The sequence below is a fragment of the Allorhizobium sp. nf9_anc genome, from assembly GCF_056323085.1.
This window is the reverse complement of the sequence record NZ_CM150481.1, coordinates 3,210,850-3,229,100: the sequence shown is the minus strand read 5'-3', so window position 1 is coordinate 3,229,100 and position 18,251 is coordinate 3,210,850. Positions and strand designations below refer to the sequence as shown.

The window sequence follows — 18,251 nt, the reverse complement described above, 5'->3', positions numbered from 1 at the left end:
TTTAACTGCGATCAACTTGTTAAGGGGTGAGTTACCATGTCCATCGAAGATCCGCGCCTGTCCAGCATCGACAATACTTCCGCAGCTGACGATTTCGACTCTGCGGTCGAGCAGCATCTGGGTTACGCCAGCGAGACCGTAGGCGGCATCGAGGTCGCTCAGGCCGAAACGCCTGACGCCACCCGCACCGACCGCCTGCCGGCGCAGACGCCTCCGGTTGAAGTCGCGGCGGCAACCATCCCGACCGAAGTCAAGCCGAACGAACAGAATGTCGTGACGCTGCCGGCCGGCATCGAACTCGACAACCTGGAATTCGAAGTCGACGGTGAGAACCTGGTTCTCGTCCTCGCCGACGGCACCGAGATCGTCGTTCTCGGCGGTGCAGCCAACATCCCGACCTTCGTGATCGGCGAACTGGAGCTGCCGCAAGTTGCGCTATTTGCTGCACTTGAAGAAAGCAACATCAACGTAGCAGCTGGCACGGATGGTACTTTTTCCGCTCAAGGTTCGCCAAGTGCCAGCCGGAATCTGGTGGACAATCAGATCGATGCCACCCCGGAAGATCTGGCGTTGGCTGAGCTGCTCGGCGACACGAGCTTCGGCGATGAGCTGCGCACGGCGGTTATTTTAGGCGCGGAAGGTGATACGGAGCCCACGTTCCTTGGCGCAACCGCCGGCGGCGTTGACGAGGATTATCTGAAGGGTGGCAACATCAACGACGGGCAGACCGGTGGCGCATCCAGCTTCACGGGCTCGCTCGGCATCGATTGGGGTTCGGACGACGATAACGTCGACGGCAATACGGGTCTCTCGAATCCCTTTGATCGTGGCGTTGCCTTCACGCAGGCAACACTGGATGCTCTGATTTCCGAGGGCTATACTTCGGATGGCATCGAGCTCCAATATGAGCTCTCTGCCGATGGCACGACCATCATTGCCTACAAGCTTGTTGTTAAGGGCGGCAATGGTGAAGGTGGCGGCGTTCAGCTTCTTGTTGAAGCGCCTGGCGACTCGGCCGAGCAGCCGATCGTCTCCCGAGAAGACGTATTCGAGGTTTCGGTTTCCGATGCTGCAGACGGATCGTATACATTCACGCTTAAGGGCAATCTGGACCATCCGGATGGCTCGACTGAAGACGACATCACCATCGAGTTTCCGTTCACCGCGCAGGATAGCGATGGCGATCAGGCTTCGTCGACCTTCACGGTGACGGTGAACGACGACAGCCCGGTTATCGACGACAAAGTCGACGCTGACGGTGTGGTCTCTGAAGATTACCTCCGGAATGGAAATGTCGACGAAGGGAATCCCGAGGACCTCTATAAGTCCGCTTCTGAAGATCTTGGGATCCGTTGGGGTGCCGACAATGACTTTAAATCGGAGGCTTTCGTCAAGTCTGAGGCTCCCGGCGAGAATCTGATGCCGAGCGGCGACGATCCAATCGGTCGTACCCTGAGCTTTGCCGGCTTGGATACATCGTCAACGTCCAAGAAAATCGCAGACGCGATCCCGGATCTGGTGGGGCTTAGTTCCGACAAGGTGGATCTGAGCTATCGCATCGATTATGCGAGGGATAAGCAGGGCAATTGGAACGGTGGCTATGTCCTCATCGCTTATAAAGAAGCCAATGAAAGCGAGCAGGCCGCCAAGGTCGTAGTGAACGAGAAAAGCGAATACGCACCGGGTACGGTGTTCGTCATCACCCTGGATCCCACCTCCGAGACCGGCAGCTACACGTTCAAGCTGATCGGCAATCTTGACCATGCTGCTCCGCCCGAGGGCGCTGGCGACAACGGTGGTAATGTTCCGTCCCCAATGCTGGTATCCGAACTGCCAGGCGCCGACGAGGTGTTGAGCCTGAACATTCCATTCACCGCGACGGATTCTGACGGCGACAGCATCGACGGTAACTTCACGTTGGCCGTCATAGACGACGTTCCTGTCCCAAGCGGCTGCAAGCTTGTCTTCACGGTTGATGAAGACGACATCAAGACTGACCTGTCGACCGGAACGAGCCCGAACGACACCGCGTTCTGGGATGACTCATATACAGGTAACCCAAACCTCGGAAACGATCGCGGACCGGCCTACATCCGGGGTTCGCTGACGAGCCTCGTAAAGGCTGGTGCTGATGGCCCTGTTTCCTTTTCCTTCGTCACCGGCACCAAAGCGACTGAGGCACTCAAGACTCTCGCCGACCTCGGCCTGTACTCCAAGAGCGACGCGCTAAGCTATCGGATATCCGGAAACGTGCTTGAAGCTTATGTTGCTGGCGGCGAAGATGGCCCAGAACGTGTTGTCTTCTCCCTGACCCTGCAGCCGGGCGGTTCCTTCGAATTCGAACTCTTCGATCAGCTCGATCATGACGCGCCGGGCGACGATGAGAAAGGGCGTCACAAGCCCGACGCAGACGAGAACGTCGACCTGCAGGACGACATCCCAGGTGTTGAGGTTACCAACATTAACTTCGGCGCGCTCATCAAGGCGACCGATGGTGACGACGACAGCATCTCTCTCGATGGTGCCTTCTCGATCAAGATTCGCGATGACATTCCAGAAGTTAACGCAAAGCGCGGCGATGAGCGCCTTGTGGTAGACGAGACTGCGGGTTCTGATGAGGGTGACGACGAAACGAACACAGTCGCGGGTCTGTTCGTCGGCGTCGATGCGCCCGGTCGGGATTGGGATATGCGGCCTCAATATGCTTCGCAGCAGGGCATGGTCACGGCTGCCATCAAGGAAGGTGCCGATGATACCGCCAGTGTGACTTGGGCGCTGAAGCTCAGCAATGGGAATGGCACCTATTCGGGTCTGCAGACAACCGATGGTCGCAACATCTACCTCTTCATCGAGGATGGACTGGTCGTCGGCCGTTACGATGATGGCAAGGTGCACAATCATCATCGCGGCGGTGCACACGGCAACGACGAAGATCCGGCTGCCTTTGCAATCCACATTGCAAACGACGGCACGCTGTCGATGGTCCAGTATGTCTCGATCAAGCATGATGATCGCGGCGACAACGACGAAGCAAACGACAACGGCACCAACTCGAACGACTCTCAGGATTACGGCCTCAACGATTCACCTAATCCGATTCAGCAGACCCTTGCGAACAAGGTCTTAGCAGAAGTCACCGTCGAAGACTTCGATGGCGATAAGGCCACTGACACTGTGGAGATCGGCAGCCGTATCGTCTTCCAGGATGACGGTCCGAGCGTTGACCTTACCCTGAAGCAGGGGGCATCGATTGTCATCGACGAAACCGATAACAGTCGCGCCCCAGGTGAGTTGGACATCGAAGGCTACACCCTGGGAATCATTACGGTTGGGGCTGATAAGATCTTTACCGAAGCCTTGGGCTACGGTGCTGATGGCGCAGCCACGTCGAGCGCGAAAGTCTATTCCTTGTCGGTCAGCGCAAGAGGAACAGATTCCGGCCTCGTTGATACCCGAACGGACGCCTCGGTTCTGCTGTTCAACAACAATGGTGTGATCGAAGGCCGCGCCGGGAGCAGCCAGGGCCAGCTGGTATTCTCGATTTCCGTAAACTCTTCCACCGGTGCGGTGACCGTCACTCAGCTCCGGGCCGTCGAGCACTCGGACGAGAACTCATACAACGAGCTGTCGACCGCGATTGCTGCCGGCAAGCTTCAGCTGACGGCAACCGTCAAGGATGGTGACGGCGATATGGATCGCGACAGCATCGATCTGGGAACTGTCATCCAGTTCCAGGACGATGGTCCGAGCATGAGCAATGCCGATCCCCTGATCGTGAAAATCGATGAAGATGGCTTGCCTGGTAACAAGGACAACAAGCGTCCTGGCGAAGAAAATGGCGGCGGTGAAGCCTCCGCTTCGGCTTCGGCCGGAGCGCTGACCGCACTCTTCAACTTTGGTTCTGACGGTGCCCACGCGTCGCAAGCGATCTCGTTGAAGGCTGCTACCGATGTCGAGTTGGAAGGTTGGACCTCGAAGAGCGAGCCCATCTCCGTCACCGTTGACGGAACTAAGCTGGTCGGCATGGCCGATGGGCAAGTCGTCTTCGAACTTCTGGTGAATGTGGACGGCTCCTATACCTTCACCTTGAAGCAGCAGATCGATCACGACTCGTTGGACGACGCGATCGGAGACAATACCGAAAACCTGAAGTCACTCGATCTCTCCGAGTTCATCATCGGCAAGGATGGCGACGGCGATACGTTTGCACTGAGCAAAGGCAAGTTCGTCATCGACATCAGAGACGATATCTCGGTGCAGACCGACGAGGTGGAGACCATTTCGCTGGAAGCTCCTCAGCCGACTGAAACAACTGCTGGCCAGGTGGCCAACTTCGTGCTGGTCCTGGATACCTCGGGCAGTGTGACAATCAAGGATCTTCAGGATCAGGTAGAGGATTTCCTGAATAAGGTGGCTGATTCCGGCGCCCAGGATGTGCGCGTGCATATTGTGGAATTCGCCGATCGAGGCTCGTCCATTGGCACCTTCGATCTGATCTCCGGTGGTGTCAAACAGGCAGGTGAACTCTCAGACGCACTAACTGCGATCAAATTACTTGATAAGCAAGGCGATACCAACTTCGAAGCTGGCCTGCAGAAGGCCATGGAGTGGATCGACGGCGTTGATACGGTGGAGATCACCGGCAGAGTTGGCAACGAGTTTGACGCAAATTCTGCTTCTCCAACATATTATCCCGGTTACGACGACAATCGCGACTATGCGAGCATCGTCGGAAATGGCTCGACGCAGGTTGCCTTGGTCTCTGGCTGGCAGAATTCTGGGACACAGCTCATCAACGCCAATGGGTCTGTCGATAATGGCTGGGGCCCAGCGGGCGGCGACACTGACACTGATGTAAATCCTGGTCAGATGCTTCGCTTCGACTTCGGAGCCTTCAACGACTTTGACGGCGACTCCGGTGTTTACAACAACGCTGGAAATTTTGCCGGTATCCCGGTTCTCAGTGCCACATTCAAGCTCGATGACAATCGCAACGGTTCCAACGGGACCAACTTCGGCTACAAGATCTACTTCGTCGGCGGTGGTTCCCAGAACGACAATGTCAACGTCGATAATGATGCCACTTACCTGACACTGACGGGCACGGGCGAGTATGCAGGCAAGCAGATTGCCTATGTCGAGTTCACCATCGCCTCTGGTAACGGCCAGGGCGATATCGATCTGCAGACGGTGACAACGCCGGTCATAACGGGCGATGCGCCGTTGCTGAATGCGGATATCAACAAGGTCATCTTCATCGCCGATGGTGACCCCAATCGCGCCTTCGGCGAAAATGGTCAGCCGCAACAAGTAGGTACTGGCACGGCAATCGTTCGCAGTGGTGATGAGATCACTGCCATTGAGACTGACTCTGATGCAACCGGGCCGCAGCAGGCCTTCACCATCGAAGCCTATGGCCTCAACGTGGGGCAGAGCGAACTCGGAAGGTTGGATGATGTCGAGGGTCCAAATGGCGAGGCTGACAACCTGAACGGTGCAGCTACTCTGGCAGAGGCCCTCAAGGACGTCATCGACGGCCTAAGCGGCACGACAACGACGACCCCGGGCCAGTCGGTCTTCAAGGGCTTCGACCTCAGCAAACTGGTCGCAGTTGGCGCAGACGAAAACCTGAGCTTCAGCTTCAAGGACGGTACGTCTGGCCTCCCGTCTGAAATCGATGGGATTGAGCTAGACTATACCTTTCCAGATGGTGTCCTGACGGCAAAGGCGGGCAACGACATCGTCTTCACCCTGTCCCTGTCTGAGAACGGCACGGGCACCTTCACGCTCTTCCAGCCGCTCGGCTCGAGCGATGTGAACATCGACTTCTCGTCGGTAATCCAGGCGGAAGACCATGACGGTGATGCCATTGGACTGACCGCCGGTAAGTTCGTCGTGACGGTTGTTGCGCCGGACACCACCCCGCCGATGGTGACGATCACAAGCGACGTAGATGGTCCGATCAACGTTGCCGATGGCACGGTGACCTATACGTTCCAGTTCAGCGAAGCGGTTTCTGGCTTCACGGCAGATGACATTACTGTCGCGAATGGCACTAAGGGCACGTTGACCGAGGTTACCCCGGATACCTATACGATGGTGGTGACGCCGACCGCTGGTCTTACCGGCAACATCACGGTTGGTGTCGCTGCAGGTGTTGCTACGGATGCAGCCTCGAACCCGAACGTTGCGGCGACGCCATATGTTCAGCCGGTTGACCTGGCTTTGCCGATGGTCACCATCACGAGCAGCGACCTTGGTACGGTCAATGCATCCGATGGCACGGTGGCCTACACGTTCAAGTTCAGCGAAGCGGTTTCTGGCTTCACGGCAGATGACATTACTGTCGCGAATGGCACTAAGGGCACGTTGACCGAGGTTACCCCGGATACCTATACAATGGTGGTGACGCCAACCGCTGGCTTCACCGGCAACATGACGGTTGGTGTCGCTGCAGGTGTTGCCACGGATGCAGCGTCGAACCCGAACGTTCCGGCGACGCCATATGTTCAGCCGGTTGACCTGGCTTTGCCGATGGTCACCATCACGAGCAGCGACCTCGGTACGGTCAATGCAGCCGATGGCACGGTGACCTACACCTTCAAGTTCAGCGAAGCGGTGTCTGGCTTCACGGCAGATGACATTACTGTCGCGAATGGCACTAAGGGCACGTTGACCGAGGTTACCCCGGATACCTATACGATGGTGGTGACGCCAACCGCTGGCTTCACCGGCAACATGACGGTTGGTGTCGCTGCAGGTGTTGCCACGGATGCAGCCTCGAACCCGAACGTTGCGGCGACGCCATATGTTCAGCCGGTTGACCTGGCTTTGCCGACGGTCACCATCACGAGCAGCGACCTTGGTACGGTCACTGCAGCCGATGGCACGGTGACCTATACGTTCCAGTTCAGCGAAGCTGTCAGCGGCTTTACGGCAGATGACATCTCTGTCGAGAATGGCACCAAGGGAACCTTTGGCCAGGTTGACGCCGACACCTACACGCTGGTCGTGACGCCGAATGTCAACTTCGCCGGCAACCTGACTGTGGGCGTCGCGGCGAATGTTGCAACGGACGCGGCGTCGAACCCGAACGTTGCTGCTACGTCGTTCGTGCAAGCTGTTGATACGCTCGTGAACCAGGCGCCGACGGATATAACCTTCCGTGGAAATGTGAACTTAAAGGTTGAGACAACCGGCGTTGGTCAGAGCCATCCAGACACTGAGATCAACCCAAATCAGGTGCTTTTCACCACTTCTACCACTGATGCGGACAGTGGCGCGTTCACCTACAGTTTCAACGGCGCGTCAACGACTAGCATTTCCACCGATGGTGAGAACGGCAACATCGAGATTGGAAGCGCGGACGGTGAAGTTGAGAATCGCTACAAGATTGACTTCGACAATGGGGTGCAGACCATAACGATTTCCAACATCCGTTCTGTTGATACTTCAAACGGAAGCCACACTGAAAGCATGACACTCCGCCTCGGAACCAACAACGGAAATGATAGCATCGATGGCTCCGCAACCAGTCGTGATCAGGTGATCTACGGGTTCGGCGGCGATGACACCATCAACGGCGGTTCAGGTAACGACTGGATCGCGGGCGGCGCGGGTAAAGACACAATGACTGGTGGTGCCGGTCGAGACATATTCGCATATGCCTCGGGTGATTCAACCGCAGACGTGACTACGCAGAAGTTCAATAAAGTCGACTATGTGCGTGGTATTTCGGATTTTGATGTCATTAGAGACTTCAATGTATCGCATGATAAATTGGAATTGCCGGTTGCCGTAAGGGTTGCAACTGATGCGGCTAAAGTCGACGGGCAGTATAATTCAGACCGTGCTTGGTCCCAGAACGTGGCAATACGATCTCATTCGATTGCCAACGGCATCATTACATTTGATGATCTGGATGATTTCGCTTCTGCTCTCTCGGTTGACACTAGCGAGCGCTTGGGAATGGTTGTGCAGTATCTCCAGAGGAACGACCTTGGAGGTGCTGGAACTACTGTGGCCTTCCATGCAACATTTGATGGCGTTGCAAGCACATTCGTGTATCAGCAGTCAGGCACTGAACGGGGAGCAGCTTCGGGATACACTCTCGTTGCCCTTCGCGCGACGACGATCATCAACTTCAATGACCTCGTAAGTGATGATGCCATTGACCCGATCATCCTTGACCTCGACAAGAACGGTTTCGCCTTCTCGTCGATCGGCGACGGTGTCACCTTCGACATTAACGCCGATGGTAAGGGTGACCAGATCGCCTGGACGAGCGACGATGGGATCCTGGCCTATGACGTTGACGGCAACGGCCTGATCGACAACGGCTCGGAGATCTTCACGCCTGAATTCAACGGCGGCAAGTTTGCCAGCGGCGTGGCGGCTCTCGCTTCGCTGGACAGCAACAAGGATGGCAAGATCGACGCAAGCGACGATGCCTTCTCCGAGCTGCAGGTCTGGGTCGATGCCGACAATGACGGCATCAGCGACGAGGGCGAGCTTTCGAGCCTCTCTGCCAATGGTGTTGCCAGCATCTCGCTGACGACCGACCAGACGGGCGGCGAGGAAGACGGTCAGACGGTCTTCGCCGAGGGTGAGTTCACCTTCGCCGATGGCTCGACCGGCAACTTCCTCGAAGTCGGCTTCGACACGATCTTCGGATCGGAAAACGATGGCCTGACGCTGCATGGCGGCATGGGCGAGGTGGTTATGACCGGCAGCGCCGGCGCCGACACCTTCGTCTTTGACGGCACGGCACTCGACGAGCTCGACGTCGCCGATGTCATCACCGACTTCAGCACGGAAGAAGGCGATGTGCTCGATGTGACGGCCCTGCTCGACAGGCTGCTGGGCGAGCAGCCTGACGCAACCGTGGAAACGCATCTGCGGGCAACGGTTGAGGGCGGCAACACCACCGTCAGCGTCCAGGCCGAGCCGGGCGTCTGGAAGGATGTCGTCGAGTTGCAGAACCACGACACCGCCATCAAGGTCCTCTTTGACGACAAGCATGCGGTGGTCACACCGCACGACTGATGGGTCGAAGAATATCGCGAGTGAAAAGGGCGCCGTATCGGCGCCCTTTTTGTTTTCCTGGCGAACAGATCCGGTTTTTACTGCCTTCCGAGTCGGAAAGACTCGCGCCGAGCGTGAACGATGCTGGCGTCTTTCCCTCGAAAGCGTGCAGCCTCTGTTGCGTCTGGGAGACAGTTCCGCTGGAACTTTAACGTTACGGCAAGGAAGTGTGGGAACATTCTCAAAGGGTTAATTGCGAAGGCGAGCAAAACAATTCGGAAAAAGAGTTGTTTCAAAGATATTGCAAGCGCTTGGGTGGCGACCTCAGGGTAAAAAAATCCGACTTTTGTTCCCCGGCGCAATTTTGTTTCAACAGATCAAAATTGGGTGCATCTTTTGGACAGGTCGATTGGACTTCCCAGCAGTCATCGCCCCGGTATATATGTTGGCCCACGGAAGATTTGGGTAGGGGCACTCAGTTGTTGACCAAAAAGACATTATTCGCAGCCTTGTATACCTCGGCAGCCTTCGCCATTGCGTCTGTGACGCCCGCGAGCGCGATGTCGCTGCAGGAAGCGATCCAGAAGGCTCTGACCACCAACCCGCAGATTTCGCAGGCGGTCGAAAACCGCGAGGCGGTCGAGTTCGAACTGCGCCAGGCGCGCGGTCTCTACCTCCCCTCCGTCGATCTCGAGGCAAGCGTGGGAAAGCGCCGTCTGTCGAACGACAGCACGGGATCGGCAACCCAGGACTACGAGACTTTTAGCAATTCCGAAGTCGGCCTGACGATCACGCAGCGCCTGCTCGATGGCGGTGGGCGTCGTGCACAGCTCGACCAGCAGGCCTCCCGCGTCGACGGCGCCTCCTTCCGCGTTCTCGAGCGTTCGGAAACGGTCGCTCTCCAGGTCGTCCAGGACTACCTCGAATACATCCTGCAGACCAAGATCGTCGGCGTCGCCAAGCAGAACGTCGACTTCCACAATGGCATTCTCGGCGATATCAACCAGGGTATCTCCGGTGGCGCGCTGACCGAAGTCGACGCACTGCAGGGCCGTGAGCGCCTCGAGGCGGCCCGCGCCCGTCTGCGTGAAGCACAAGAAGAGCTGGAGCTGACGAAGATCCGCTTCCTGAAGACCGTTGGCGAGCCGATCACCAATGCCAAGGTTCCGGGCTCCGTTGGCAAGTTCATTCCGCGTTCGCTGCAGGATGCGATTGCGACAGCAAAGTCGAACAATCCGCGCATCTATTCGGCCCGCGCCGATATCGATGCGGCTGATGCAGCCGTCCGTGCCGCCCGCTCCAACTACGCCCCGACCGTCGACCTCGAAGGCCGCGCCAGCGTCGGCAATGATGTCGGCAGCAGCCAGGGCAACACCAACGACGTCCAGGTCCGCCTGGTCGCCCGCTGGAACCTCTATCGTGGCGGCATCGATCAGGCCCGCGAGCAGGAGCAGATCCGCCGCGCCAGCGAACAGCGCTATGCATCCGACCAGGTTCATCGCGAACTCGAGGAATCGGTTCGTTCGGCCTGGAACGAGCGCAGCAGCCGTGGCGAACTGTCTCAGATCCTGAATTCGCAGTCGTCGCAGAACGCCCAGCTCGTCTCGTCCTACAGCGAGCAGTTCAAGATCGGCCAGCGCTCGCTGCTCGACGTGCTCGATGCACAGAACACGCGCTTCAACACCAGCATCGTCGCCGAGACTGCCCGTGTGGCCGCGCTCTTCGCCGAGTACAAGATCCTGGCAGCCTCTGGCTCGCTGTTGAAGACGATGAACGTTAAGGCGGTTGGCCAGGCTGAAGGCTACGCCCGCAACGAGTTTTCCGTAAAGACCACCCCCAATGGGGCTTATGTCGAGCGGGATCCGCGGCAAAAGGCAGGAATTCCGATGGACCTCCTGGCGCCGCTCCAGTAAACGCCCATCCGATAGGATGACATGTTAAATTCGTTAATCGAACCGGCGGGCCCTCGTGCCCGCCTGAGCTTTCGTGCATCCTTCAAGGCTGTCGCCACATTTTACGGTCGGCCCAGCTCGGATACCGTCTTGTTCTCCGGATTGCCGGATGAAATCGTCGAGTCTTTGCAGCTCGACGACGTAGAGCATGTTGCCGAGCGTATCGGCCTGCAGGTCATGAATGTCGCTGAACGCGCCATTCGCGAGAATGACTTCGACTGTCCCGCAATCGTCGTCCTCAAGGATGGCGGCACGCTGCCGCTGCTCGAAGTCAGCGATGACGGTATCTACACGCTCGACATTCGCGAAGGTACGGCCGCTGCCCGCCTGACCCATCAAGAACTTCTGGCCCTTGCGCCCGTGTCCGCCTTCGCCTTTACGCTGTTCTATCGCAATGATGGCGAAGAAGCCGTGATTGGTGCCGCCGACCAGATCGAGAAGCGCCACTGGCTGGTGCGGGCGCTGATGCCCTATTGGCGAACCTATCTGCGCGTCATCGTCGCGGCCCTGTTCATCAACCTGATTGCGCTCGGCTCGCCACTCTTCACGATGAACGTCTACGACCGCGTGTTGCCCAACAAGGCGATCCCGACGCTCTGGGTGCTCGCTGTCGGTATCTTGCTCGCTTACCTCTTCGACTATCTGCTGAAAGAAGCGCGCGCAGCGCTGATCGATCATGCAGGACGCAATGCCGATTTGCGCCTGTCACAGATGATCTTCGATAAGGTGCTCAATACAACGCTCGCATCGCGACCGATGTCGACGGGGGAATACGCCAACCGGGTGATGCAATACGAGTTTGTGCGCGAGTTCTTCACGTCGAATACGATCGGCCTGATGATCGATACGGCCTTCGTCTTTATCTTCCTGATCGTTATCTATCTGATCTCCGGCTGGCTTGCGATCATTCCAGCCATTGCCTTGATCCTGTCGGTCGCCATTGGTTTTCGTGCCCAGGCCCAGATTGGCCACCGCATGGCAGCAGCCTCCAATGAGGCCTCCAAGCGCCAGTCGCTGCTGGTGGAAACGATTTCCACCATCGAGACGCTGAAGAGCCTGCGCGCGGAGGCGACGATGCTGCGCCGCTGGCAGGAGCTGATGAAGCATTCCAGCCGCACCAGCGAAGAGATCAAGCATATCTCTACCAACGCGATCAACCTGACGGCGCTGATCCAGCAGATCGTCGGCGTCCTGATCGTGATTGCCGGGACCTATGAGTTTTCCGAAGGCCGCCTCGCCATGGGTGCGATCGTCGCAACCGTCATGCTTGCCAGCCGCGCCGGTGCGCCGCTTGGGCAGATCGCCATGACGCTCGCCCGCTTCCGCCAGGCAACGCTGTCGCTGCGCATTCTCGATCAAGTCATGGAGCAGCCAGAAGACCGGCCCTCGACCGTCGGTTTCGTCAACCGCGAAATCAAGCATGGCGGTTTCAGCTTCCAGGATGTGACCTTCCAGTATCCGGGATCCGACAATCCGGTGATCAACAAGCTGTCGATTTCGGTCGCGCCGGGTGAAAAGGTCGGGATTATCGGCCGTATCGGGTCGGGCAAGACGACGCTCGGCCGCCTGCTCGATGGCCTCTTCGTGCCGACAGAGGGCCGAGTGCTGATCGACGGCGTCGACATTCGCCAGTATCACATGTCGGAGGTTCGCTCGGCCGTGGCTGTCGCTGGCCAGTCCTCGGATCTGTTCTCCGGCACCGTCAAGGAAAACCTCCTGATCGGCCGCGCCGATGCAACCGATGAAGAACTGCTCGAAGTGTCGCGCATGACCGGCGTCGAGGAGTTTGTCTCCCGCCATCCGCGCGGCTTCGACATGCCGGTCGGCGAGCGCGGGTCGAACCTCTCCAGTGGCCAGAAGCAGGCCATGACGATTGCCCGTCTGCTGCTCACCAAGCCGAAGATCGTTTTCCTCGATGAGCCCTCGGGCGCCATGGACCTGGGAAGCGAGCGCCATCTCATCAATCGCCTGAGCACTGCCTTCGACAAGGATACGACGCTGCTGATCGCAACCCATCGCTTCACCATGCTTGACCTTGTCGACCGCCTGATCGTGCTCGACAAGGGGCGCATCGTGGCTGATGGGCCGAAGAAACAGGTCATCGAAGCGATGCAGAAGAAGGGGATTAAGCCATGAGCCGCCCTGTTGCAGATACCCCGCCCTTCATGGCCCGCATGATCGTCGCCCTGGTCGCGGCTTTGATCGTCATCTTCCTCGCTTGGGCTGCCATCGCCGAGATTGATGAGATTGCTCGCGGCGAGGGGAAGGTCATCCCCGTTTCGAAGACCCAGATCATTCAGTCTTCGGAAGCCGGTGTCGTGGAAACCATTTCCGTGCAGGTTGGTCAGGTCGTTCGCAAGGGCGAACTTATCGTCCAGCTCAACAACACCACGACGGAATCCTCGCTCGGTGAATCCGTCGCCAAGGCCCGGGCCCTGGGCGCGAAGATCGCTCGCCTGGCCCTGGAAGAAGTGGGTGCCTATGACACGGCCTTCATTTGCCCCGACGAAGTTCAGTCGGTTGCCGGCAAGGTTTGCGAAAACGAAGAACGGCTGTTTGCGGCCAATAAGGCAGCCTATCTCAACAAGGCCGGCGTGCTGGGCGAACGCGTGCGTCAGCGCGAGAATGAATTGAGCGAGGCGCAGGCCAATATCGTCCGCCTCGAGCAGAACATCGCGCAGGCAACCCGCCAGTACGATCTGATGAGCCCTCTCGCCAAGAGAGGCCTCGTGGCCCAGACGGAGCTGATTACCCTGGAGCGCGAGCTCACTGATCAGCGCGGCCAGATTACAGTCTATCAGGAAAGCCTTGAGCGTCTGCGCGGCGCGGTCGAAGAGGCGCGCCTGCAGGTCGAAGAACTGGCCCTGCAGCTGCGCCAGCAGGCCTTGACCGAGAAGGCCCAGACGCTGGCCGAGCTTTCGGTGATCGACGAAACCATCCGTGGCGCGACCGATCGCGTCAGCCGGACGGATATTCGCTCGCCCGTGGACGGCATCGTCAATACGCTGGAAGTGAATACGATCGGCGCCTATGTCGATCCGGGCACTGTGGTGGCCGGTATTGTCCCGACAGCAGACACGCTGCTGATCGAGGCCAAGATTTCGCCCCGCGACGTCGCCTTCATCACCCGGGGACAAAAGGCCATCGTCAAGGTGACGGCTTATGACTTCTCGATCTTCGGCGGTTTGGAAGGCGAGGTCACGAATGTGTCCGCCGACAGCATCGTCGACAAGGAGAAGGGGGAAACCTTCTACCTGGTGCACGTGAAGACCGACCAGTCGGAACTGATGCGCGACGGCAAGTCCTATCCGATCATTCCCGGCATGGTCGCCTCCGCTGAGATCATGACCGGTCGCAAGACGATCCTCAGCTATCTGATGAAGCCGATCAACAAGGCGCAGTCCGTCGCCCTCACTGAACGGTGAAACATGTCGCTTCCGGACCGGCATCTGTTTCAGACAGAGCAGCCCGATCTCAATCCGGCGGCGCTGCAGAAAATCGAGGAAAGTGACGCGGAGCCCAAGTTCCGCGCCATCATCGGCAAGGGTGGCGCCCGGCGCGGCATCCGGCTCGAAACCATCTATTGGGACGGCCTCTCCTGGCTGCTCAACGGCTCACGGCAGTCGATCGGCGATGTCGTGGATCAGGCGGCAGCCCAGGTCGGGGAGAACAGCAATCTCGCTTCCATGTTGCGGGTGGTTGCCTTCCGCTGGATGTGGCGTCGGCTGGCGCTCATGGAAAATGTCTACTCGCTGGATCACCTGAACACCCTGATCCAGGCCTGCCCTACGCCGGCCATCGTGCTCACGCGCGACAAGAAGATCCAGTTCTTCAATGAGCCATTCATGATCATGCTGAAGCAGCGGCTGGTGCTTGGAAACATCGCGCAGCTTTCGGCGGGTTTCCGCTTCGTCCTCGATACGCAGGTCGATGACGCGATCCAGAGCCTGTCAGCCAAGGGCAAGATGGTGACGACCGGCTTCACCGCAACATGCGCCGGGAAACAGCTGACCGGACAGATGAACCTTGCAATGGCCCCAACGCATCAGAAGCAGATGGTGATCGGCTACGTCGTGCGCGGCTGAGCGATCATCGGCGAGGCGCGGATTGCGCCTTGCTCAGAGTTCGCCGCCCTCGCCGGGAGCAATGCTGTCGAAGCTCTTCATTGCCATGGCCTTGCCCTTGGTGCGGGTCCCATGCAGGAAGCCGCGACCATTCGAGATCGAGAACAGAGGCTGATAGTCAGGCAGGCGGTTGTCGACCAGAACCTGATCACGCATGTTGTCGAGGATATAGTGGGCGCCCTGAACCTCGACCGAGAGCACGGCGTGATAGAAGTGGCGCTTCTTGTCGTAGAGAATGACGACCGTCATATCCTGAAGAGAAATGCCCTGGGCTTCGAGCACGGCCATCTTCAGAAGCGCATAGTCCTCGCAGTCGCCGAAGCCGGATGCCAGCGTCTGCGAAGGCGACGACCATTTGTCGAGCTGACCATGGCTGTCTGTGTCCTTCCGATAGGTGATGCGGCGGTTGACTTCGTGATTGACGAAATTGAGCTTGTCGCGAATGGACGACATGCCGCTGCCGGCTGCAGTCCGATGCACGCTGGCGTCTGTATCAAAGCAGTCTTTGCCACCGCAGCGCAGGGCCGTACCCTTGGCGATTTCGGCGAAGGTCGGCGCTGCCTTTTTCAGCGCACCCAGCTTCTTGAAGGGAATGGCGACCGACCCGAAGACATCGTCGGTCTGCGGCTTGTTGCGGCTCGATGGAGCGGTCTTCGACGTTGAGGCAACGGCGCCGGTCGACAGTGCCTTGTCGGTTGGAAGCAGAGCAATGTTCTGGATCGGTGCGGTCGGCGAAAGTGTCTTCGCCGCTTGCTGCCACTGCTCGGCGATGGTCGCCTGAAGGTTCTGGCCGAACGATGCGGCAAATGGGCTCATGCCCAGCACCAGCGTCTGCGCCACCGTGGAGTAGGATGAGAGCGTGCCCGGCAGGATGGGCGCAGCGATCGAACTGGTCGAAAGCAGCGAAGCAACTGCGAAGGCCGAGACTGCGACAGTGTTTTTATTCTTCTTAAACATCGCTATCCTCCGATTGTTGATCGTAGAATAGCTGTATTGATTGAATTATTGGTTCCGATGCTTGGAGTATATACTGTAAATATGCAAAACTATATTATAGTAAAATGCGCTGGGTTGCGGTAATGCAGTTTTAACCAAGGCGCGCACAGGTCCCGCAACAAAAGGGATATGCGCGGTTTTCTCACGTCTCTCGTCTCACCAGTGAGGAGGCCTGCTAAAGTTACCATGATCTCAATCTGCCCAGATATGGAACGCCTTCACTCTTGCGCCGCTGCGCGTCAGTGCTTACGGTCCGCACTGGGATCGGAAGCGAAACATAGCTGAAATCATGGTCGGATCAGAAATTACCACGCGGAGCTTCCTGCGCGCCGGGGCTTTGGCCTTGGCGCTCGCCGGTCTCGCTTCCTGTCAGACGGACGACTTCAAGCCTGCAAGCGGCGAAGGCGCCGGGGCTGCCGCCTCGACAGCAGCCAGCACGACGGGGCTTTACAATCAGACACTGGGGTCCGGTCCGGTAAAGATTGCCTACCTCGGCATCCGCCGCCAGGATCAGCATAGCCGTCAGGCCGATAGCGAGTATCGAGATGGTGCGGCACTGGCCGTCAACACGCTCGGCCCCGACGTCGTGAAGCTGACGATGCTGGAGACCCTGGACAAGCCTGAGGCGATCGAGGCTGCCACCAAGACGCTCGCACGCCAGCAGGTCGCTCTCATCATAACCACCGCGCGCGGTGCGGAATTCGAGGCCATCCAGCGCGGTCTGGGCGGGCTTCAGGTCCCGATGGTCGCGTTCCAGACCAATGACGCCGTCCTGCCTCCGGACGTCTATGCTTTCGTGTCCAGCCCAGCCGACAGCCTGATCGAAAGCGCGTCCTTTGCCATGGCCGAAGGTGCGACCCATGCGGTGATCCTGGCGTCATCTCCGACCGAGAAGCTGGAAGCCGAGCGGATTGCCCGCCAGGTCAAGGCGTTCGGCGGCAAGGTCGAGCCGATCGTCGAGCTTGCCGGCGGCGCTCTTCCGCCAAAGGCGCTGGCCTCCTGGAGCAAAGCCGACATGGTCGTGCTGATGCCCGGCGTCAAATCGCCCGGCGAAGTCTTGAAGAAGGCCGATGCCGCCAAGCCTCCGCGCCCTGGCCGTCGCGTGGTCGCCAGCTCCGTGCTGACGCCCCAGGACTTGAACGAACCCAAGCTGACCGGCGCGATCGTCTGTCGCTACGACCAGAATGTGCAGGCAAGGATCGGTAGCCGTTATATGGCGAGCTACGGCATGCCGGCCTCTGCCCAGGCCGGATATGGTTTTGATGCCATGGCAATGGCGATCGGACTTGCCGGACGTTTCGGCGAGGTCGCCTTCGCACCCGAGCGCATCATGTCTCCGGACGGGTTCTCTGGGTCGCTCGGTGTTTTCCGTCTGGAAGGCGAGCGCAAGGTTCGGCGCAACTGCGATATCTTCAAGGTCGCCAAGGGCTCCTATGTCTTCTTCCAGAAAGCACCGCCAACACTGTGATCACCACAGTGTGACCTGATCTAACGACCGTCATCTTCCGTTTACATTGTCGTGGAACCGACACATTCTCTGTGCCGGAGTAACCGACGCTGCGCTGGCGAGGAGGCTGGCGGCGCAAACGGTTTAAGGTGGAGCATGGCCCGATGAGCGAAGTACAGCTGACCGCTGGGGACGAGCGCTATGCAGGGCGCTTGCGCGTCCTCCATTGGTTGATTGCAGGTCTCGTGCTGGCAACATGGCCGCTCGGGCTCATGATCGGCTTCGTCAAGGATGACGTGAAGCTCGACTTCTATCTGGTGCATGAGAGCCTCGGCTTCCTTGTGCTTTGGCTCATGCTGCTGCGGATAGGAACACGGCTGACGAGCGGGGCCCCGCTGGTTGAGGCGCCGCCGCTGAAGAAGGCCGCCGCCCACCTCGTCCATGGCCTTCTCTATGTCTTCCTGATCGTCATGCCGGTGTCGGGTTTCCTGGCGACGAACGCCCACGGCTTTCCGCTGAACTGGTTCGGCCTTTTCACCGTCTGGAGCCCGATCGGCAAGTCGCCGGATATTGCTGGCACTCTGTCGTTCATCCACGAATGGAGCGCATGGATCCTTTTGGCGCTCTTCGCGTTGCATTTTGCGGCGGTGATATTCCACCATGTAATCCGCCGCGACAGAACGCTCTATCGTATTTTGTAAGTCAGGA

General features: G+C 58.5%; 8 protein-coding genes. 7 read left to right on the top strand and 1 reads right to left on the bottom strand.

Annotated elements, in window-relative coordinates:
* Positions 1–36 precede the first annotated feature (36 nt).
* From AC02Y0_RS15780 to AC02Y0_RS15760, 5 genes are all read left to right on the top strand, one after another.
* Entirely contained in the window at positions 37–9,045 is a 9,009-nt protein-coding gene (locus AC02Y0_RS15780) for a DUF5801 repeats-in-toxin domain-containing protein (RefSeq protein WP_476379815.1), read from the top strand.
* Between the two features lie 539 nt (positions 9,046–9,584).
* Complete coding sequence (locus AC02Y0_RS15775; RefSeq protein ID WP_476384056.1) at positions 9,585–10,937, top strand: TolC family outer membrane protein; 1,353 nt, start codon at positions 9,585–9,587, stop codon at positions 10,935–10,937.
* 21 nt (positions 10,938–10,958) lie between these two features.
* Entirely contained in the window at positions 10,959–13,112 is a 2,154-nt protein-coding gene (locus AC02Y0_RS15770) for a type I secretion system permease/ATPase (RefSeq protein ID WP_476379814.1), read from the top strand.
* Entirely contained in the window at positions 13,109–14,401 is a 1,293-nt protein-coding gene (locus AC02Y0_RS15765) for an HlyD family type I secretion periplasmic adaptor subunit (protein ID WP_476379813.1), read from the top strand. Before AC02Y0_RS15770 ends, AC02Y0_RS15765 begins: the two co-directional genes overlap by 4 nt.
* 3 nt (positions 14,402–14,404) lie before the next feature.
* Positions 14,405–15,061 (top strand): ribbon-helix-helix domain-containing protein, encoded by a 657-nt coding sequence (locus AC02Y0_RS15760; RefSeq protein ID WP_476379812.1) that lies wholly within the window; start codon positions 14,405–14,407, stop codon positions 15,059–15,061.
* Between the two features lie 33 nt (positions 15,062–15,094).
* Here the strand turns inward: AC02Y0_RS15760 and AC02Y0_RS15755 are convergent, their stop codons facing one another.
* Positions 15,095–16,057, bottom strand: a complete 963-nt coding sequence (locus AC02Y0_RS15755) for a transglutaminase-like cysteine peptidase (RefSeq protein ID WP_476379811.1) — start codon at positions 16,055–16,057, stop codon at positions 15,095–15,097.
* A gap of 328 nt (positions 16,058–16,385) precedes the next feature.
* Between AC02Y0_RS15755 and AC02Y0_RS15750 the strand changes: the two genes are divergently transcribed.
* Together AC02Y0_RS15750 and AC02Y0_RS15745 are read left to right on the top strand one after the other, a co-directional pair.
* Positions 16,386–17,564 (top strand): type 1 periplasmic-binding domain-containing protein, encoded by a 1,179-nt coding sequence (locus AC02Y0_RS15750; RefSeq protein WP_476379810.1) that lies wholly within the window; start codon positions 16,386–16,388, stop codon positions 17,562–17,564.
* A gap of 143 nt (positions 17,565–17,707) precedes the next feature.
* Positions 17,708–18,244 (top strand): cytochrome b, encoded by a 537-nt coding sequence (locus AC02Y0_RS15745; RefSeq protein WP_476379809.1) that lies wholly within the window; start codon positions 17,708–17,710, stop codon positions 18,242–18,244.
* The last annotated feature ends 7 nt before the right edge of the window (positions 18,245–18,251 follow it).